The organism is Streptomyces sp. 184 (assembly GCF_045781775.1).
Lineage (GTDB): Bacteria > Actinomycetota > Actinomycetes > Streptomycetales > Streptomycetaceae > Streptomyces.
Map to the genome: position 1 here is coordinate 4,752,272 of NZ_CP123230.1, position 18,431 is coordinate 4,770,702.

The following is an 18,431-nucleotide window of genomic DNA, read 5'->3' on the forward strand; positions in this document are numbered from 1 at the left end:
ACCACACCGCCGCCTGCGGCGTGCGGCGATCTGCACAAGGCGCACGGGCCCCGGGGCGTTGGCCGCCCCGGGGCCCGCCCTGCTCAGGCCGCCGACGGGATCGGCTGTGGCGGGGGCGGGCCCACGTAGCGGGCCGCGGGGCGGATGATCTTGCTGTCCTCCGCCTGCTCCAGCACGTTCGCGCTCCAGCCCACCACCCGCGCCGCCGCGAACGTCGGCGTGAACATCTCCCGCGGCAGCCCGCACTGCTCCATCACCACGCCCGCGTAGAACTCCACGTTCGTGTGCAGCTCCCGCCCCGGCTTCAGCTCCGCGAGTATCTCCACCACCCGCCGCTCGACCTGCACCGCGAACTCCGCCAGCGGCCCGCCGAACGACTCCGCGTACCCGCGCAGCAGCCGAGAGCGCGGATCCTCCGTGCGGTAGACCGCGTGCCCGAAGCCCATGATCCGCTCGCCCGCCAGCACCCGTTCGCGGATCCACGGGTCGATGCGGTCCGGCGTGCCGATGGCGTCGAGCGCGTCCAGCGCCCGGCTCGGCGCGCCGCCGTGCAGCGGCCCGGAGAGCGCGCCCACCGCGCCGACCAGGCACGCGGCCAGGTCCGCCCCGGTGGAGGCGATGGTGCGGGCGGTGAAGGTGGAGGCGTTGAAGCCGTGGTCGACGGTGGAGATCAGGTACGCCTCGATCGCCCGCGCGCGGGCGGGGTCGGGCTCCTCGCCGGTGAGCATGTACAGGTAGTTGGCGGCGTACGGCAGGTCGTCGCGCGGCTCTACGGGTTCCTGCCCCTGGCCGATGCGGTGCAGCGCGGTCAGCAGCGTGGGCACCATCGCGCACGCGGCGAGCGCGTTCTCGCGGCGCTGCGCCGGCGTCAGGTCGTACAGCGGCCGGAAGCCGGCCGCCGCGCCTGCCTGGGAGAGCGCGGTGCGCAGCCCGGCGAGCGGGCCGGCGAGCACGCACGAGCGGGCGATGCCCGGCAGCGCGTCGCGCAGGTCGGCCGGCAGGTGGCGCAGCGCGGCGGTGCGCGCGGTGAACGCGGCGCGCTGCGCGGTGTCCGGCAGCTCGCCCTCGAACATCAGGTGCCAGACGTCCTCGAAAGTGCGCTCGCGGGCGAGGTCCACCGCGGAGTACTGGCGGTAGTGGTAGAAGCCCTCGCGTCCGCGTACGTCGCCCAGCCGGGTCTCGGTGACGACGACGCCGCTGAGCCCCCGCGGGGCGGGGGCCGGGGCGTCAGCCCGGGGTGTGGCCATGCCGGTCTTCCTCTCTCCGATATTGATTCGACTGTCCACCCTTGATTCAATGGGTGTCAATCTTGATTGGATCAACGTGAACGGTGGGAGCCGATGGACGAGCTGAGCACCCGCGAGGCCGCCGAGCGGCTGGGCGTGAAGCCCGAGACCGTCTACGCCTACGTCAGCCGGGGCCTGCTGAGCAGCCGCAAGTCGCCCGGGGGCCGCGGCAGCCGGTTCGACGCCCGGGAGGTCGACGCGCTCGCCCGCCGCCACCGCCGTCCGCACGCCGCCGCCGCGGAGGACGGCGAGAGCCCGGCGGGCGCCCTGGTCCGCACGGGCATCACGCTCATCGAGCGCGACCGGTACTTCTTCCGCGGCGTCGACGCCGCCGCGCTGGCCGCGGCGTACGGCTACGAGGAGGTCGCCGACTGGCTGTGGACCGGCCGGCTCACCCCCGGCATCCGGTTCACCGCCCCGCCCGAGCTGCTGACCGCCGCCACCGCCGCCGTCGCCGCACTCCCCGCCCACGCGGGCCCCGTCGACCGGCTGCGCGCCGCCGCGGTCGCCGCCGCCGCGGCCGACCCGCTGCGCTTCGACCTCGCCGACGACGCCGTCCGCGCCACGGCCCGCGGCCTGGTCGCCACCATGGCCACCGCGCTCCCCCTCGCCGGCCCCGCGCACGGCCCGTCCGCCCCCGTGGCCCGCCGGCTGTGGGCGCGGCTGACGGCGCTGCCGGCCGACGCCGACTCCGTACGCTGCCTGGACACCGCGCTCACCCTGCTCATCGACCACGACCTGGCCGCGTCCACCCTCGCCACCCGCGTCGCCGCCTCCGCCCACGCGCACCCGTACGCCGTGGTCACCACCGGCCTCGGCGCCCTCGACGGCCCGCTGCACGGCGCCGCGAGCGGCCTCGCGCACCGGATGCTCGCCGAGGTGCTGGCGCGCGGGAGCGCCGCCGCGGTGGTCTCCGACCACCTGCGCGCAGGGCGCCGCGTCCCGGGCCTGGGGCACCGGCTCTATCCGGGCGAGGACCCGCGCGCCGAGGCCCTGTTCGCGCTGCTGGACGGCATCCCGCGGGCCGCGGCGGCCCTGGCCGCCGCCAGGGAGGTCGCCGAGATCACCGCCCGGCACGCGTCCGTACGGCCGAACGTCGACCTGGCGCTGGCCGTGCTGTCGGTGTCGGCCGGTATGCCGCCGGAGGCCGGCGAAACGGTGTTTGCGGTGGCACGCACGGCCGGCTGGGTCGCGCACGCGCTTGAGGAGTACGCCGAGCGCCCCCTGCGCATGCGTCCGAGCGGCCGTTACACCGGTCCGCCCCCCGAACAACCCCTCCCATAGACGGCGTTACGGATCATGTGCCCGCCTCCGTTACATGCTCGCAATGACCGGGGCGGCGACACGCGCGTAGACCGGTGGCAGGATGCGGAATCCAGCAGCGCACAACCAGCGCCGCCCTGCCCAGGAGGCACCGTGTCGTACCGCCCCCCGCTGCCGCTCATAGCCATTGGCGCGGCGGCCGTGCTCCTCGCCGGGTGCAGCAGCACCGAGAAGTCCGGGCAGAGCGGCGAGGTGTCGCTCGTCGAGGACGGGAAGCTGCTCAACTGCACCGGACTGCCGTACGAGCCCTTCGAGTACAAGGACAAGAAGAGCGGTGACATCGTCGGCTTCGACATCGAGCTGATCGATCTCGTCGCGAAGGAACTGGACGTCGAGCAGGAGGTCATCGACACGCCCTTCGAGGGCATCGAGTCCGGCGCGGTGTTCGCCTCCAACAAGTGCGACCTGTCCGCCGCCGGCATGACCATCACGCCGGAGCGCGAGAAGAAGTTCGCCTTCTCCGACCCGTACTTCGACGCCACCCAGGCGCTGGCGACGAAGAAGGGCTCCGGCTTCGACTCGCTGGAGGCGCTGAAGGGCGAGCGGCTCGGCGTGCAGATGGACACCACGGGCCAGATGTACGCGCAGGACAACGCCGAGGGCGTCGAGGTCAAGGACTACGAGGACCTCGGGCTCCAGTTGCAGGCGCTGGAGGGCGGGCAGATCCCGGCCGCGATCAACGACAACGGCGTGCTCTACGACTGGGTCAAGGACCGCCCGGACTTCGAGGTCTCCACCGAGTTCGACACCGGCGAGCAGTACGGCATCGGCGTCGGCAAGGACAACAAGGAACTGCTGAAGAAGATCAACGACGTTCTCGCCAAGGCGAAGGACGACGGCACGTACGACAAGATCTACAAGAAGTGGTTCGGCGAGGCGCCCCAGTGAAAGAGCCCGACAAAACGCGCGGCGGCAGGTCCCTGACGCGGCGGCAGCGGATGAAGCTGGCGCGCGGCGCGCAGTACGGGGTACTCGTCGCCGCCGCCGTCGCGGTCGGTCTGCTGGCCGACTGGGGCGAGGTCAAGGACGCGTTCTTCAACCTCGACGTCGCGCAGGACCAGTTCCCCGACGTCATCACCACCGCGCTGGTCAACACGGTCACGTACACCGCGCTCGGCTTCGTCTTCGGGCTGGCGCTCGGGCTGCTGCTGGCCCTGATGAAGCTGTCGTCGGTGCCGCCGAACCGGTGGCTGGCGACGGCGTACATCGAGTTCTTCCGCGGCGTGCCCGCGCTGCTGGTGTTCATCGCCCTCGGCTACGGCGTGCCGCTGGCCTTCCAGGTGAACATCAACCTGCTCTTCACCACGATGCTCGCGCTCGGCCTGGTCGGTGCCGCGTACATGGCGGAGACCATCCGCGCGGGCATCCAGGCGGTGCCGAAGGGGCAGTTGGAGGCGGCCAGGTCGCTGGGCATGTCGCAGATGCGGGCGATGGTCACGATCGTGATCCCGCAGGCGTTCCGGATCGTGCTGCCGCCGCTGACGAACGAGCTGATCCTGCTCACCAAGGACTCGTCCCTCGTCTACGTGCTGGGGCTGGCGGTGGACGAGCAGGAGCTGACGAAGTTCGGGCGCGACGCGCTCAACGACAACCTGAGCCTGACGCCGATCCTCGTCGCGGGGCTGTGCTACCTCATCATCACCATCCCCCTCGGACACCTCGTCCGGCGGCTAGAGGCGAAGGCGGCGAAGGCCAAGTGACCACGACGGACAAGGCCGCCTCGGACGCCGCGGAAGCCCCCGCCATCGGCATCGAGGGGCTCCACAAGTCCTTCGGCGACCTGGAGGTGCTCTCCGGCATCGACCTGACCGTCGCGCGCGGCGAGGTGGTCTGCGTCATCGGCCCCTCGGGCTCCGGCAAGTCGACGCTGCTGCGCTGCGTGAACATGCTGGAGGAGCCGAGCGCGGGGCGGATCTCCGTGGCCGGCGCGGAGGTCACCCACCCCGACGTCGACATCGACCGGGTGCGCCGCCGGATCGGCATGGTCTTCCAGTCCTTCAACCTCTTCCCGCACCTGACGGCGCTGGACAACCTGACGATCGCCCAGCGGCGGGTGCTCGGGCGCAGCCGCTCGGAGGCGGAGAAGGTCGCGCGGGCCAACCTGGTGCGGGTGGGGCTCACGGACAAGGAGAAGGCGTACCCGGCGCAGTTGTCCGGCGGGCAGCAGCAGCGGGTGGCGATCGCGCGGGCGCTGTCGATGGAGCCGGAGCTGATGCTCTTCGACGAGCCCACCTCGGCGCTCGACCCGGAGCTGGTCGGCGACGTGCTGGCGGTGATGCGGCACCTCGCGGACGACGGCATGACGATGCTGGTGGTCACGCACGAGATGAGCTTCGCCCGGGAGGTGGCGGACCGGGTGGTGTTCATGGACGAGGGCACCATCGTGGAGCAGGGGGTGCCGGAGCAGGTGATCGGCAACCCGCAGCATCGGCGGACGCGGACGTTCCTGGCACGGGTCCTGGACCCGGCGGCGGCGGAGGTCGGGGAGCTGTAGGGCGTACGCGCGCGCCTGCGGCCGCGGCTCGGCTCGGCTCAGGGTGCTGCGGGTCCGGGGCTCGGCTCCGGGCGACCGCCGCTTGGCTCGGGGCGCGTCTGCGGCCGGCGCTCGGCTCAGGGGGCGGCCGGGCCGCCGCCGAACTCCTCGAAGAAGCGGCGCACGGCCGCCGAGGCGTCGTACGCGTCGCTGCCCGTCCCGCTCAGGTGACCGCCGAGCAGCGGGTCGGAGGTGCCCGGCCAGGCGTGGCCCAGGGGGGCGACGGTGACCAGGCGCACGGGCTCCCGCCCGGCGGCGTCGCGGTGCCGGAACTCCGTGACGCCCGGCGCCGGTTCGGTCCGTACGGGCTCCGCCGCGCAGCCCGCGGCGGCGGCCCAGCGGGCGACGGCGGCGGGCACGGCCTCGTCCCAGCGGGGGCCGGCGGCGCCACGGTAGGGGTTGGTGCCGTCGCGCAGCCCGTGCACGGCGAGCAGCGGCGGCGCGGTGTCGTCCGGGCCGCCCGGCCGGCGGACGCCGCCGACGCAGGCCACCGACGCGAGGCGGTCGCCGAAGGCGACGGCGGCGTGGCTCGCCAGCCGGGCGCCGCCGGAGAAGCCGGCGAGGTGGCGGCGGGCGGGGTCGAGGCCGAGCATGCCGCCGAGGGTGTCGAGCAGCGCGCCGAGGAAGGCCACGTCGTCGATGTCGGCGGCCTCGTCGCGTATCCGGTCCTCGCCCGCGAGCGGCACGCCGGGCAGCGACCAGGCCCAGCCGCCCAGGTACGGCAGCGCCCCCTGCGGCGCCGCCACGGCGTACCCGCGGGCGGTCAGCTCGCCGAGGCCGCTGCCGCGCAGTTGGGCGGCGGGGCCGAGGGCGCTGGGGTGCAGGTCGACGACGAGCGGGGCGGGACCGGTGGCGGTGCCGGGCTCGGGGCGGAGCAGCAGGAAGCGCCGGCGGCGCCCGCGAAACGTCAACTCGTGCCGCTCGGCACGCCGTACGGTCTCCGCCCGGGTCGTCATGGTGATCGATCCTACGGCGGGACGCACCGGCGCCGAGCGCGGCGGCCTAGGAGACGCCCTCCGGCAGCAGCTCGGTCGGGATGTCCTCCGGGTCGAGCCCGCTGGGCAGGTCGTCCAGGTCGAGGCCGCTGGGCAGCAGCTCGGTCGGAATGTCCTCGGGGTCGAGCCCGCTGGGCAGGTCCTCGGGGTCCAGGCCGCTGGGCAGCAGCTCGGTCGGGATGTCCTCGGGGAGCTTGGGGTCGTCGGGGCCGGCGGACGGGCTCTTGCTCGGCGGCGGCGTGCAGGCGCACGGCGGATCCTCGTCGTCGCCGCCGCTGACGAGCGCGTACGTGACGCCGACACCGCCGGCCAGCACCAGGACCGCCGCGGCCACCACCAGGACCAGCTTGTTCCTGTTCCGGCCCGGGGGCGGCGGCGGGGGCGGCGCGGGCCAGTGCTGGGTGCTGCCGACCGGGGGTGTGTGGTCCGGCGGCGGGGTGTCTGCGGGCGGCGGGTAGCTCATGGCCCCAGCTTCACCCGGAGGAGCGGCGGAAGGGATGGCTCCGCCGGGGTCGTGACAGGGTTGCGACACTCCGCCGCCGGTCAGAGGGCCGGCGTGGCCGCGTACGGGACCTGCGGGGTCCCGCACGCGGTGGGCGCGCCGCCCGGGTGCTGCGACCGGCGCCGTACGGGCGTGGGCCGGCGTTGTCGGAGGGGCCGCCTACCCTTGGGCGGGCGTGAGGGGATGAACGGGAACGTACGAGGACGGACGGGGAGGGACGCGGCCCGTCCTTCCGCAGGGACGCGGGCGCCTCGGGCGGCCGGCGGGTGAGGCCCCGGCGCCCGGCGGGTGGGGCATCGGATGCCCGGCAGGTGGGACTCGGGCGGCCGGCGGGTGAGGCCCGGGCGCCCGGCGGGTGAGGCCGGGGCGCCCGGCAGGTGGAGACTCGGGCGCCCGGCCCCGTACGCCCCTGGCGCCCGGCCCCTACGCCTCAGACGCCCAGCAGGTGGTCCATCGCCAACTGGTCCAGGTGCTCGAAGGCCATGCCGCGCTGCGCCGCCGCCTCCGGGTCGAAGTCCTCGTACGCGCCGCGGTCGGCGAGCAGCCCGGCGAGACCGGAGTCGTCCGCGGTGGGCTGCGCCAACTGGTCCAGCCGTGAGGCGCGCAGCGCCTCCTGCACCGCGGGGTCGGCGCGGAAGGCCGCGGCGCGCTCCTTGAGGATCAGGTAGTTGCGCATGCAGCCCGCGGCCGACGCCCACACCCCTTCGGTGTCCTCGGTGCGCGGCGGCTTGAAGTCGAAGTGCCGCGGGCCGGTGTAGCCGCCGGTCTCCAGCAGGTCCACCAGCCAGAACGCGGCGCGCAGGTCGCCCGCTCCGAAGCGCAGGTCCTGGTCGTACTTGATGCCGTTCTGGCCGTTGAGGTCCAGGTGGAAGAGCTTGTCGGCCCACATCGCCTGGGCGATGGCGTGCGGGTAGTTGAGCCCGGCCATCTGCTCGTGGCCGACCTCGGGGTTGACGCCGTACAGCTCGGGGCGCTCCAGCCTCTCGATGAAGGCCAGCGCGTGGCCGACGGTGGGCAGCAGGATGTCGCCGCGCGGCTCGTTGGGCTTGGGTTCGATGGCGAACCGCAGGTCGTAGCCCTGGCCGGTGATGTACTCGCCGAGGAGGTCGAACGCCTCCTTCATCCGGTCGAGCGCGGCGCGCACGTCCTTGGCGCCACCGGACTCCGCGCCCTCACGCCCGCCCCAGGCGACGTAGATCCGCGCGCCCAGCTCCACCGCCAGGTCGATGTTGCGGATGGTCTTGCGCAGCGCGTAGCGGCGCACGTCGCGGTCGTTGGCGGTGAAGCCGCCGTCCTTGAAGACGGGGTGGGTGAAGAGGTTGGTGGTCGCCATCGGGACGGCCATGCCGGTCGCGTCGAGCGCCTGGCGGAAGCGCTTGACGTGCGACTCCCGCTCGGTCTCCGAGGCGCCGAAGGGGATGAGGTCGTCGTCGTGGAAGGTGACGCCGTACGCCCCCAGGTCGGCCAGCCGGCGCACGCTCTCGACGGGGTCGAGCGGTGCGCGGGTCGCCTCCCCGAAGGGGTCGCGGCCCTGCCAGCCGACGGTCCACAGGCCGAAGCTGAACTTGTCCTCGGGGGTAGGCGTGTACGACATGGCGGCTCCTTCGGCGGATCTATTTCGTAAGGCCGCTTTACAAAATAGGATGCCGACCGGGTCGGTGGGAAGAGCCGGCCCACGAGTCGCGGAGGACACAGCATGGGGCCACTCGTCATCGGCGTCGACAGTTCGACGCAATCCACCAAGGCGCTGGTCGTGGACAGCGACACCGGTCAGGTGGTGGCGCACGGCCAGGCCGCGCACGCCGTCAGCACCGGTGGCCGGCGGGAGAGCGATCCGGAGCAGTGGTGGGAGGCGCTCGGCGCCGCCCTCACCGCCTGCGGCGAGCCGGCGCGCGAGGCGGCGGCGGTCGCCGTCGGCGCGCAGCAGCACGGGCTGGTGACGCTGGACGCCGGCGGGCGTCCGGTACGCCCCGCACTGCTCTGGAACGACGTGCGCTCCGCGGCGCAGCGCGACCGGCTGCTCGCCGAGCTGGGCGGGCCGAAGGGCTGGGCGGAGCGCACCGGCAGCGTGCCGGCCGCCTCCTTCACGGTCACCAAGTGGGCCTGGCTCGCCGAGCAGGAGCCGGACTCCGCCGCCGCCACGGCGGCCGTCCGGCTGCCGCACGACTACCTCACCGAGCGGCTCACCGGCGAGGCCGTCACCGACCGCGGCGACGCCTCCGGCACCGGCTGGTGGGACGCCGCGACGGAGGCGTACGACACCGCGACGCTGGAGCACGTCGGCCTCTCGCCCGAGCGCCTGCCGCGCGTGCTGCGGCCCGGTGAGACGGCCGGCACCGTACGCGGCGACGACCTGCCCGTACCCCGCGGCGCGCTCGTCGCCCCCGGCACCGGCGACAACATGGCCGCGGCCCTCGGCCTGGGCATCGCACCCGGGCAGCCGGTGCTCAGCCTCGGCACCTCCGGCACCGTCTACACCGTCTCCGGGCACCGCCCCGCCGACCCCACCGGCACCGTCGCCGGCTTCGCCGACGCGCGCGGCGACTGGCTGCCGCTGGCCTGCACCCTCAACTGCACGCAGGCCGTGGACCGGATCGCCGCGCTCCTCGGCCGCTACCGCGAGGAGGTAAGGCCCGGGGGCACGGCCGTCGTGCTGCCCTTCCTCGACGGTGAGCGCACCCCCGACCTGCCGCACGCCACCGGCCTGATCCACGGGCTGCGCCACGACACCACCCCGGGGCAGGTGCTTCAGGCCGCGTACGACGGCGCGGTGCACGCGCTGCTGACGGCGCTGGCGGAGGTCTCCGGGCCCGACGCCGACCCGGACGCGCCGCTGCTGCTCATCGGCGGCGGGTCGCAGGGGTCGGCCTGGCGCGAGACGGTGCGGCGGCTGTCGGGGCGCGCGGTGCAGGTGCCGCGGGCGCAGGAGTTGGTGGCCCTCGGCGCGGCGGCGCAGGCGGCGGGGCTGCTGCTGGGCGAGGACCCGGCGGCGGTGGCGCGGCGCTGGAGCACGGCGGAGGGGCGCACGTACGAGGCGGTGGAGCGGGACGACGCGACGCTGGAGCGGATCGGCGAGGTGCTCGCGGACGCGGGCTCGCTGCTGCGCCGGGCGGGCTGAGGCCCGTACGGTTCAGCCCGCGCGGACCACCGTCACGCCCGCCGCCGCGCAGCGGACCTCCAGGTCGCCGGGGGCCTCGGCGTCGGTCACCAGGGTCCAGCCCGGGGGCAGGCGGGTCCAGGCGGGTGCGTCGTCGACCGCGAGCTTCGTCGCGTCGGCCAGGACCACGACGCGGTGCGCCCGGGCGGCGACGCGCTCCTTGACCGCCGTCTCCTCCAGCGTCGGCTCGCCGACGCCGCGGACGGGATCGACCGCGTCGGCGCCGAGGAACGCCACCGAGAACGACAGCCGGTCCAGCGCCAGGTCCGTGAGCGGGCCGACGAGGCCGTGGCTGAGCGGGCGCACGCTGCCGCCGAGCATCACCACGTCGATGTCCGGCGCGCCGGCGAGCAGTTGCGCGGTCTCCAGGCCGCGGGTGACCACGACGCTGCGGCCCGCGTGCGCGTCGGCGTCGAGCAGTTGGCGGGCGAGCGCCGCGCACGTGGTGCCCGCGTCGACGAACACCGCGCCGCTCTCCGGCACCAGCGCGAGCGCCGCCTCCGCGATCGCGGCCTTCGCGTGCAGCCGCACCAGCGCGCTCTCCCCCACCGGCCGCTCGGGGAACGCCTCCGGAGCCACCGCGCCGCCGTAGGTGCGCGTCACCCGGCCGCCCTCGGTGAGCCGGCCCAGGTCGCGGCGCACGGTGGACGGCGACACGGCCAGCGCCGCAGCCAGCTCCTCCACCTGCGTGGTGCCTTCGCGGAGCAGCCTGAGCAGGGCTTCGTGCCGCTCGCGCGTGCCGCGTCGCGCCGTCGGGTGGGCCACACGTGCCTCCGTCTGTCGTGTCCGCCCGCCGCGGCGCGTCCCGCGGGGGCGGGGTGGGTCAGCCGTACGTCCGGCGGATCCGGCCCGCGAACGGGCTGTAGTCCACGCCCGCGAGATACGCCGAGAGCATTGTGCCGTGATCGGCCCGGCCGGTGCCCGCGATATCGAAGGCCGTGCCGTGGTCGACGGACGTGCGCAGGATCGGCAGCCCGACGGTGACGGAGATGGTGCCGTCGAAGTCGTAGGTCTTGGCGGGGATGTGGCCCTGGTCGTGGAAGTGGGACAGCACGCCGTCGTAGCGGCCGACCAGGCCCTGGTGGAAGACCGAGTCCGCGGGGACGGGCCCGGTGACGTCCAGGCCCTCGGCGCGGGCCGCCTCGACGGCGGGGGCGAGGTGCACGATCTCCTCGTCGCCGAACGCGCCGTTCTCGCCGCCGTGCGGGTTGATCGCGGCGACGGCCAGGCGGGGCGACTCGGTGCCGAAGACCTTCAGCGCGGTGACGGCCTCGCGGATCGACTTGCCGACGCGCTCCGCGGTGATCTGGTCGAGCGCGGTGCGCAGCGCGACGTGCCGGGTGGTGAAGAAGATGCGCAGGTGGTGGCCCTCGGCCGCGGTGTTGCGCACGACGAACATGGTGTCCTGGCGGGTCACGCCGGTCAGCTCACCGAGCATCTCGGTGTGGCCGAGGTGCTTCGAGCCGGCCTTCCAGATCGCTTCCTTGTTGATGGGACCGGTGACGATCCCGGAGACCTTGCCGTCGAGCGCGGCGCGGGTGGCGACCTCGATGGCGGTGACGGCGGCGCGGCCCGCGCGGGCGTCGACCCTGCCCCACTCCGGTACGTCCACGCCGAGTTCGCCGGTGTCGAAGACGTCGATGACGCCGGGTCCCGCGGGCTCGGTGTCGAAGCCGCTCACCGCGCGCACCTCGACATCCAGGCCGGTGGCGCGGGCGCCGCGGCGCAGCGCCTCGGCGTCGCCGACGGCGATGCCGTGGTGCCCGGTCTGCCCGGCGACCTCGGCGAGGGTGCGCGCCGTGATCTCCGGGCCGATCCCGACGGGGTCGCCGAGGGTGACGGCGAGGACGGGGCGGGTCATCGGTGGTTCCTCCTCGTGGTGCGGCGGCGCGGTGCGCTCGCCGTCCGGTGGGGTGCGGTCGGCCCGGACTCCTCGGACCGGTCGGTGGGCACGGGGTTCACGGGGTTCACGGGGTTCACGGGTTCAACGTCCTGTGGCGGTCGGAACGTGCCGCCGGGCGGCGGCCGCGGCCCGGCGCAGGTGGGCGACGCAGGCGACGGTGGTGTCGGGGCCGCCGATCAGGCCGCCCTTGGTGACGACCGGCAGCCCGGCCCAGTCGCCGCCGACGAAGCTGCCGGCGACGGCCAGCGGCTCCAGCTCCTTCTCGACGTCGAGCCCGGCCGCGTCCAGCGCGGCGAAGAGGGCGGCGGAGACGTCGCCGCCGGTGGCGAAGAGGCCCTCGACGGGCTGCCGTTCCAGGGCGGTACGGACCGTGCGGGCCAGTTCCGCAGGCAGCCGCGCCGCGTCCGCGGGGCCCAGCGCGACGACGTCGGCCTCCTCCAGCACGGTCGCCAGCAGCACGACCTCGCCGGGGCCCGCGGCAGCCAGCTCCGCCGCCAGCGCCTCGGCGGTGGCGGCGGGCTCGGGGACCGGTGAGCCGGGTGTGGTGACGGGGCGCACGACGCGCACCTGCTCTGCGGCCCGGAGCCGGGCGAGCTGGGTGCGGGTCAGCTCGGTGGCGGAGCCGGAGACGGCGAGCACCGGTGCGCCGGCGGCGCGGCCGGTGATGCCGAGCGCGCGGGCCAGCGCCACCGAGCCGGGCCCGGAGTCGACGCCTGTCCACACCATCTCGTCACCGCCGGCGGCCACCGCCGCAGCGGCCGTGCGCTCCAGGTGCTCGACGGTCAGCGCGTCGGCGACGATCACTTCGGCGCCCGCGGCGAGCGCCTTGTCCAGATGGGCCCGCAGCGTCCCGGCCTCGCCGGTGACCACCGACAGCGGCACCCGGGCGATGCGCAGGTCCGCCTGCCGGCGCAGCAGCTCCGCGATGTCGGAGGTGGGTACGGGCGAGCGCGGGTCGCGGGCCAGCTCGGTCTCCTCCAGCCGCACGCCGTCGAGCAGTTGGGTGCCCTGCACGGTGTGCCTGCCCGCCTCGGGGTGGGCCGGGGCGCACAGGGCGACGGCCCGCCGGCCGGAGGCCGTGCCCACGGCCTCCAGGAGGGCCGCGGTGGACGCTCCGACGTTGCCGCGGAGGGTGGAGTCGACGCGGGTGCCGGCCAGCTCGGCCGGCCAGCCCGCGCGTACCGCCGCGGCCACCCGGTCCGCCGCCTCGGCGGGCGTGCAGTGGCGGCTGTCGGTGCTGACCACCACGGCGTCGAACCGCTCCGCTAGGCCGGCGAGGACGTCCGGCCCCTGGTCGGCGCCGACGGTCACCGCGCGCAGCCCGGCCCGGGCGAAACCCGCCGCCGTGGCGTTCGCGCCCGTCAGATCGTCCGCGGCCACCAGCACGGCCGCTCGCCGGCCGCCCGGCCGTACGCTCGCCGGCCCACTCATATGAACGTGCTCGCAATCAGCAGCAGCGGCAGCGAGCCGAGCCACACGGCCGTGGTGATGCCCGACCAGCCGCGGATGGCGGCGACGCCGTCCAGGCCGGTGAAGCGGGTGACGACCCAGAAGTACGAGTCGTTGAAGTAGCTGAAGACCATCGAGCCGGCGCAGCAGGCGAGCGCGGCGAGGAGCGGGGAGACCCCGAGGCCGGAGATGAGCGGTGCGGTGACGGACGCGGCGGTGATCATCGCCACCGTGCCGGAGCCCTGCGCGACCCGCACCAGCGAGGCTATGAGGAACGGCACCAGCACACCGGGCAGGTTCCACGAGGAGATGGCCTCGGCCAGCTCGTCACCCACGCCGGTGTCGCGCAGGACCTGGCCGAGCGCACCGCCCGCGCCGGTGATGAGGATGATGAGCCCGGCGGACGCGGCGGCCTCGGAGAGCCAGCCGCCGACCTGGGAGCGGGTCGTCCAGCGGGGCAGCAGCACGTAGACCGCGAGCACGATGCCGATCAGGAGCGCCACGACGGGGCTGCCGATGAACGCCAGGGCCTTTGGCAGGGCCGAGGGCTCGTAGTCGTCGGAGCCGACCGCGCCCTGGCGGTTCTGGTCGATGGCCGACGCCACGGTGTTGGCGACGATGAGCAGCAGCGGCACCAGCAGCGGCAGTGTGGCCAGGCCGGGGCTCATCCGGTGCGGCTTCTCGCCGGGCGGCGGGGTGCCGAGGGCGGCGGCCGGATCGTGCTCGGGCTCCGCCTCGTCCGGGCCCTCGTCGGCTTTGGACAGGCCGGCCTTGGACAGGTCGGCCGGTGCCCCCGCGGACCCGGGGCCGGGGCCGGGGCCGGAGCCGGGCCCCGAGGCGGAGCCCGCCCCGACGGTGACCGCGGCCTTGCCGTACACGGCCTCGCGGACCTCGTCGGAGATCTCGCTCTCCAGCTTCGGCCCCATCCAGCGCGCGTACCCGATCACGATGGGCAGCAGCACGACGGAGAAGCACAGGCCCGCCAGCACCAGCGCGCCCAGCTCGGCGTCGAGGATGCCGGCCACGCCCAGCGGGCCGGGCGTCGGCGGCACCAGGTGGTGGGTGAGGGTCATGCCGCAGCCCAGCGCGAGGGCGAGCGTCACATAGCCCGCGCGTTTCACGCGGGCGATGGAGCGGGCGAGCGGGTTCATGATCACGTAGCCGGAGTCGCAGAACACCGGGATCGAGACGACCGCGCCGGTCGTGCCCATGGCCCACGGCTCCCGGCCCTTGCCGAAGGCCCGGACGAACGCCCTGGCCAGCGCGTCCGCGGCGCCGGAGACCTCCAGGATCTTGCCCAGGCCCACGCCCAGGCCGATCACGATGCCGATGGATCCCAGCGTCGAGCCGAAGCCGGCGGTGATCGAATCGAGGATGTCCGTGGCGGGCGCACCCGCGACGAAGCCGGTCACCAGGGAGGCGACGAGCAGTGCGACGAAGGCGTCGAGCCTGGTGCGCAGCACGATGACGATGATCGTGGCGATACCGAGCACGAGCGCCGCCAAGAGCTGAAGATCCACGCCGATCCTCCTCCGACTTTGCTGTGGACGTCCGGTTCGGACATGCACATCATGCCCGCGCGACTTGCGCGGAACAAGCAGTCCGACCAAGATTTTCTGCGCAGTCCGCGCAACTACATGTTTCGGGCCTGTCCGGCATACTCCGGTACGGGGCCTCCAGGCCGTAGGGTCGTCGTGCCCGAGACCGCCGTGACGGTCGTCACCGCCGTTCACCGCCCCGTTCACGCCCTGAAGGAGTCGCCCGTGTCGGCGCCCTCTCCCCGCACGCAGCAGGCGCTGCGGCAGCGGAACCTGTCCCTGGCCCTGCGCGCCGTGGCCGCCGGGGGCCCGCTGTCGCGCGCGGCCGTGGCGGCGCGGATCGGCATGACGCGGGCGGGGGTCGCGGCGGTCGTCGACGAGCTGCTGCGGGCGGGGCTGCTGGTGGAGCTGGGTCCCGGCCGGCCGGGCACGGTGGGCCGGCCCGGCAGCGCGCTGGCGCTCAACGACCGCGGGGCGTGCGGGCTCGGCGCCGAGATCGGCGTGGACCACCTCGCCGTCTGCGCGGTGGACCTCAGCGGCCGGGTACGGGCCCGGGTCGCCGCCGACGCGGCCAACCGCGACCATCCGCCAGGGCCGGTGCTGGCGCGGCTCGGCGGGCTGATCGAGCAGGTCGTGGCCGAACTGCGGGGCGAGGGCCTGACGCCGACGGGGCTGACGGTGGCGGTCCCCGGCCTCATCGCACGCGACGAGTCCACGGTCGTACGGGCCCCGAACCTCGGCTGGCAGGGCGTCGACCTCGGCCCGCTCCTGCCCTCCGTCCCGCCGGCCCGCGTCGGCAACGAGGCGAACCTCGGCGCGCTGGCCGAACAGCGCCTGGAGGGGAGCACCGCCCCGGGTGACGCGCCGGAGCCCCGCGGCGCCGGCGAGGAGCCGCTGCCCGGGAGCGGCCCGGCGGGCCGGCCGGCCGCGGCGATCCCCGCGGACGGCCGCTCCCCCGGGCCCGGGCGGAACTTCCTGCACGTCTCCGCCGAGATCGGCATCGGGGCCGCGGTCGTCATGGACGGCGAACTGCTGCGCGGGGCGCACGGGTTCGCCGGGGAGCTGGGGCACGTGCCCGTACGCCCGCAGGGGCGGCCGTGCGCCTGCGGCGGGCGCGGGTGCCTGGAGCAGTACGCCGGCGAGGAGGCCGTGCTGCGGGCCTCCGGCATCGACCCGGCGCGGGCCCGCGCCGCCCACCCCGGCCCCGGTGGGCGGATCGCCATGCTGGCCGCCCTCGCCGCCGACGGCGACACCCGGGTGCGGGCGGCGCTGCGCGAGGCGGGCGGCGCGCTGGGCATCGCGATCGCCGGCGCCGTGAACATGCTCGACCCGGAGGCCGTCGTGCTGGGCGGCGCGCTCGCCGGGCTCGCCCCCTGGGTGGTGCCCGCGGTCGAACGCGAACTGGGCCGCCGGGTCGCCGACCCGGCCCGTACCGTACGGCTGACCGTCTCGGCGCTCGGCGCCGAGGGGCCGCTGCTCGGGGCGGCGCTCAGCGAGGTCGACGCCGTCATGGAGGCGCCGGGCGCCGTCGCCGCCGGCTGACCCGCGCCCGCCGGACGCCCCCGCGTCACGCCGCCGGTCAACCACCGCCTTTGGTACGCCCATTGGCATATCCGGTCATGTCTTGGCAGGGGCCTGACGTGTCCTCATGATAGATCCCGGACTGTCATGTACGCGCAAATGTCCCCTCCGCTGTCAGGAGCCCCATGGACTTCGCGAACCTCCCCCGCAGGCGGCTGATCCAGGGCGCCGCCGCCACCGCCGCGGCGGCGGGCCTCGGCGGCCTCGCCGCCACCCCCGCGCAGGCGGCGCAGTACCCCCCGACGCACTGGATACCGGCGGACCGGACCAACTACACGGTCTCCAGCCGGCCGACCGCGTACCCGCTGGACTTCGTGGTCGTGCACGTGACCCAGGAGTACTTCCAGGACGCCGTGGACATCTTCCAGAACCCCAGCCGCGACGTCTCCTCGCACTACCTCATCGCCTCGGCCGACGGCTACATCGCCCAGCTCGTCCGGGAGAAGGACATCGCCTGGCACGCCGGCAACTGGAACTACAACACCCGCAGCATCGGCATCGAGCACGAGGGCTGGGTGGACAAGCCGGCCTGGTTCACGGACGTGATGTACCGGCGGTCCGCGCAACTCACCGCCGCGATCTGCGACCGCTACGCCATCCCGCGCACCCGCACGCACATCATCGGCCACAACGAGGTCCCCGGCGCCACCCACACCGACCCCGGCCCCAACTGGAACTGGACGAAGTACATGCGGCTCGTCCGGGAAGCCTGACGCACGGCCGCGGGGCCCACGAGCACCCGGTGGGCGGCTCAGGGGTGTTGCCGCTCACCGGGTTCCCTTTTCCGTAAAGGTCAATGCACTTCTTGCATATCGCTTGCATGATGTGGGAATCTGCCATCGCCTGAGCCCGTTGCCGAAGCAGGATGGTGAGCATGGCCCGCATCGCCGATGTCCGCGTGTACGCCCTGAAGCTGCCGCACGGCGAGGCATATCTGGGGCGGCTCGACGACGGCAGCGACCTCACCGAGGACCGCGGGTACGTGGTGCGCGAGCCCTGGCGCAGCCTGTACTCCGCCCGCTTCGAGACGCTGCTCGTCCGCGTCACCGCCGAGGACGGCACCGAGGGCTGGGGCGAGGCGCTGGCGCCGGTCGGCCCCGAGGTGCCCGGCCAGGCCGTCGCCACGCTGCTGCGCCCCGCGCTCCTCGGCTCCCCCGCCGGCGCCGTCCGCCCCGCCTGGCACCGGCTGCGCGACCTCATGCGCGAGCGCGGCCACCTGACGGGCCATCAGGCCGACGCGCTCGCCGCCGTCGACATCGCCCTGTGGGACCTGGCCGGCCGCCGCGCCGGCCTGCCCGTCGCCGAGCTGCTGGGCGGCGCCTTTCGCACCGTGCAGCCCGCGTACGTCTCCGGGCTGCCCCGCGACACCGACGCCGAGCGCGCGAAGCTCGCCGCCGAGTGGGCCGGGCGCGGCGCGTACCGGATCAAGCTGCACCTCGGCCGCGGCGTCGACGCCGACCTCGCCACCGTCGACGCCGTGCTCGCCGCCGACGAGCGGCTGCGCGTCGCCGTCGACGCGCACTGGGCGTACGCCCTCGCCGACGCCGCCCGGCTCGGCCGCGAACTCCAGCGGCGCGGCCGGGTGCTGTTCCTGGAAGCACCGCTGGCCCCCGAGGACGTGGAGGGCCACCGCGACCTCCAGCGCCGCCTCGACCTGCCCGTCGCCGTCGGCGAAGCCCTGCGCAACCGCTACGAGTTCGCCCACTGGCTCGGCCGCCGCGCCCTGTCCCTGGCCCAGCCCGACGCCGGCCGCACCGGCCTGACCGAAGCCCTCGCCATCGCCGAGCTGGCCGCCGCCCACCACGTCCCCGTCGCCCCGCACCACTCCACCGGGCTCGGCGTGGCCACCGCCGCGGGGCTGCACTTCGCCGCCGCGGTCGCCGACATGCCGTACTTCGAGTACCAGCCGACCACCTGGCAGGTCGCGAGCCGCATCCTGCGCGCGCCGCTCGCCGGCGGCCCGGACACCGGCATTCCGCTGCCCGCGGGTCCCGGCCTGGGCGTGGTGGTGGACGCGGGGTTCGTCGTACGGCACGCGCAGGAGATCACCGGGTGAGGGGCGCCGGCGAGGCCGCCCGGGGACCGCGCCGCAGCATCCGCCCCGCACACCGCACCCCGACCCGCCCGCAGCCCGACCGCAGCCCGACCGCGCCGTCGCGCCGTG

Annotated in this window: 16 protein-coding genes; 8 read left to right on the top strand and 8 right to left on the bottom strand. The window is 75.0% G+C overall.

Going from position 1 to position 18,431, the window contains the following annotated elements; translation table 11 throughout:
• Positions 1-83: 83 nt before the first annotated feature.
• Positions 84-1,247, bottom strand: coding sequence for a citrate synthase (locus QBL21_RS19950; RefSeq protein ID WP_407563585.1), 1,164 nt, complete (start codon positions 1,245-1,247; stop codon positions 84-86).
• 93 nt (positions 1,248-1,340) lie between these two features.
• Here QBL21_RS19950 and QBL21_RS19955 point away from each other — a divergent pair, with 93 nt between their 5' ends.
• The 4 genes from QBL21_RS19955 to QBL21_RS19970 all read left to right on the top strand — a co-directional run bounded on the left by QBL21_RS19955 (position 1,341) and on the right by QBL21_RS19970 (position 5,103).
• On the top strand, positions 1,341-2,570 hold the full coding sequence (locus tag QBL21_RS19955; RefSeq protein ID WP_407563586.1) for a citrate synthase: 1,230 nt from the start codon (positions 1,341-1,343) through the stop codon (positions 2,568-2,570).
• A gap of 132 nt (positions 2,571-2,702) precedes the next feature.
• Complete coding sequence (locus QBL21_RS19960; RefSeq protein ID WP_407563587.1) at positions 2,703-3,497, top strand: basic amino acid ABC transporter substrate-binding protein; 795 nt, start codon at positions 2,703-2,705, stop codon at positions 3,495-3,497.
• 50 nt (positions 3,498-3,547) lie between these two features.
• Positions 3,548-4,309, top strand: coding sequence for an amino acid ABC transporter permease (locus tag QBL21_RS19965; protein ID WP_407566483.1), 762 nt, complete (start codon positions 3,548-3,550; stop codon positions 4,307-4,309).
• The gene (locus tag QBL21_RS19970; RefSeq protein WP_407563588.1) at positions 4,306-5,103 is read left to right on the top strand and encodes an amino acid ABC transporter ATP-binding protein; all 798 of its coding nucleotides are present in this window, start codon (positions 4,306-4,308) and stop codon (positions 5,101-5,103) included. The genes QBL21_RS19965 and QBL21_RS19970 overlap by 4 nt, the downstream gene beginning before the upstream one ends.
• A gap of 116 nt (positions 5,104-5,219) precedes the next feature.
• Here QBL21_RS19970 and QBL21_RS19975 read toward each other — a convergent pair whose 3' ends face one another.
• The 3 genes from QBL21_RS19975 to xylA all read right to left on the bottom strand — a co-directional run bounded on the left by QBL21_RS19975 (position 5,220) and on the right by xylA (position 8,233).
• Positions 5,220-6,098, bottom strand: a complete 879-nt coding sequence (locus tag QBL21_RS19975; RefSeq protein ID WP_407563589.1) for an alpha/beta hydrolase family esterase — start codon at positions 6,096-6,098, stop codon at positions 5,220-5,222.
• 46 nt (positions 6,099-6,144) lie between these two features.
• Positions 6,145-6,600, bottom strand: a complete 456-nt coding sequence (locus QBL21_RS19980; RefSeq protein ID WP_407563590.1) for a hypothetical protein — start codon at positions 6,598-6,600, stop codon at positions 6,145-6,147.
• A gap of 469 nt (positions 6,601-7,069) precedes the next feature.
• Entirely contained in the window at positions 7,070-8,233 is a 1,164-nt protein-coding gene (xylA, locus tag QBL21_RS19985) for a xylose isomerase (protein WP_407563591.1), read from the bottom strand.
• 102 nt (positions 8,234-8,335) lie between these two features.
• Between xylA and xylB the strand changes: the two genes are divergently transcribed.
• Positions 8,336-9,757, top strand: coding sequence for a xylulokinase (gene xylB / locus QBL21_RS19990; RefSeq protein ID WP_407563592.1), 1,422 nt, complete (start codon positions 8,336-8,338; stop codon positions 9,755-9,757).
• A gap of 12 nt (positions 9,758-9,769) precedes the next feature.
• Here xylB and QBL21_RS19995 read toward each other — a convergent pair whose 3' ends face one another.
• The 4 genes from QBL21_RS19995 to QBL21_RS20010 form a co-directional block, all read right to left on the bottom strand.
• Positions 9,770-10,561: a DeoR/GlpR family DNA-binding transcription regulator gene (locus QBL21_RS19995; protein ID WP_407563593.1), complete on the bottom strand. Its 792-nt coding sequence runs from the start codon at positions 10,559-10,561 to the stop codon at positions 9,770-9,772.
• A 58-nt stretch (positions 10,562-10,619) separates the two neighbouring features.
• The gene (gene pdxA / locus QBL21_RS20000; protein ID WP_407563594.1) at positions 10,620-11,657 is read right to left on the bottom strand and encodes a 4-hydroxythreonine-4-phosphate dehydrogenase PdxA; all 1,038 of its coding nucleotides are present in this window, start codon (positions 11,655-11,657) and stop codon (positions 10,620-10,622) included.
• A gap of 123 nt (positions 11,658-11,780) precedes the next feature.
• On the bottom strand, positions 11,781-13,085 hold the full coding sequence (locus tag QBL21_RS20005) for a four-carbon acid sugar kinase family protein (RefSeq protein WP_407563595.1): 1,305 nt from the start codon (positions 13,083-13,085) through the stop codon (positions 11,781-11,783).
• Positions 13,086-13,126: 41 nt separating this feature from the next.
• Positions 13,127-14,668 carry a GntP family permease gene (locus QBL21_RS20010; protein ID WP_407563596.1) on the bottom strand — a complete coding sequence of 514 codons (1,542 nt, stop codon included), beginning with the start codon at positions 14,666-14,668 and terminating at the stop codon, positions 13,127-13,129.
• A 243-nt stretch (positions 14,669-14,911) separates the two neighbouring features.
• On the opposite strand from QBL21_RS20010, the gene QBL21_RS20015 reads away from it, so the two are divergent.
• From QBL21_RS20015 to QBL21_RS20025, 3 genes are all read left to right on the top strand, one after another.
• Positions 14,912-16,228 (top strand): ROK family protein, encoded by a 1,317-nt coding sequence (locus QBL21_RS20015; RefSeq protein WP_407563597.1) that lies wholly within the window; start codon positions 14,912-14,914, stop codon positions 16,226-16,228.
• 164 nt (positions 16,229-16,392) lie between these two features.
• Positions 16,393-16,980 carry an N-acetylmuramoyl-L-alanine amidase gene (locus QBL21_RS20020; protein ID WP_407563598.1) on the top strand — a complete coding sequence of 196 codons (588 nt, stop codon included), beginning with the start codon at positions 16,393-16,395 and terminating at the stop codon, positions 16,978-16,980.
• Positions 16,981-17,141: 161 nt separating this feature from the next.
• Entirely contained in the window at positions 17,142-18,323 is a 1,182-nt protein-coding gene (locus tag QBL21_RS20025) for a mandelate racemase/muconate lactonizing enzyme family protein (protein WP_407563599.1), read from the top strand.
• Positions 18,324-18,431: the final 108 nt, after the last annotated feature.

Coding starts and splice junctions, on each gene's coding strand:
- QBL21_RS19950 (WP_407563585.1), bottom strand. CDS start 1,247: ATGGCCACACCCCGGGCTGACGCCCCGGCCCCCGCCCCGCGGGGGCTC.
- QBL21_RS19955 (WP_407563586.1), top strand. CDS start 1,341: ATGGACGAGCTGAGCACCCGCGAGGCCGCCGAGCGGCTGGGCGTGAAG.
- QBL21_RS19965 (WP_407566483.1), top strand. CDS start 3,548: ATGAAGCTGGCGCGCGGCGCGCAGTACGGGGTACTCGTCGCCGCCGCC.
- QBL21_RS19975 (WP_407563589.1), bottom strand. CDS start 6,098: ATGACGACCCGGGCGGAGACCGTACGGCGTGCCGAGCGGCACGAGTTG.
- QBL21_RS19980 (WP_407563590.1), bottom strand. CDS start 6,600: ATGAGCTACCCGCCGCCCGCAGACACCCCGCCGCCGGACCACACACCC.
- xylA (WP_407563591.1), bottom strand. CDS start 8,233: ATGTCGTACACGCCTACCCCCGAGGACAAGTTCAGCTTCGGCCTGTGG.
- xylB (WP_407563592.1), top strand. CDS start 8,336: ATGGGGCCACTCGTCATCGGCGTCGACAGTTCGACGCAATCCACCAAG.
- pdxA (WP_407563594.1), bottom strand. CDS start 11,657: ATGACCCGCCCCGTCCTCGCCGTCACCCTCGGCGACCCCGTCGGGATC.
- QBL21_RS20020 (WP_407563598.1), top strand. CDS start 16,393: ATGGACTTCGCGAACCTCCCCCGCAGGCGGCTGATCCAGGGCGCCGCC.
- QBL21_RS20025 (WP_407563599.1), top strand. CDS start 17,142: ATGGCCCGCATCGCCGATGTCCGCGTGTACGCCCTGAAGCTGCCGCAC.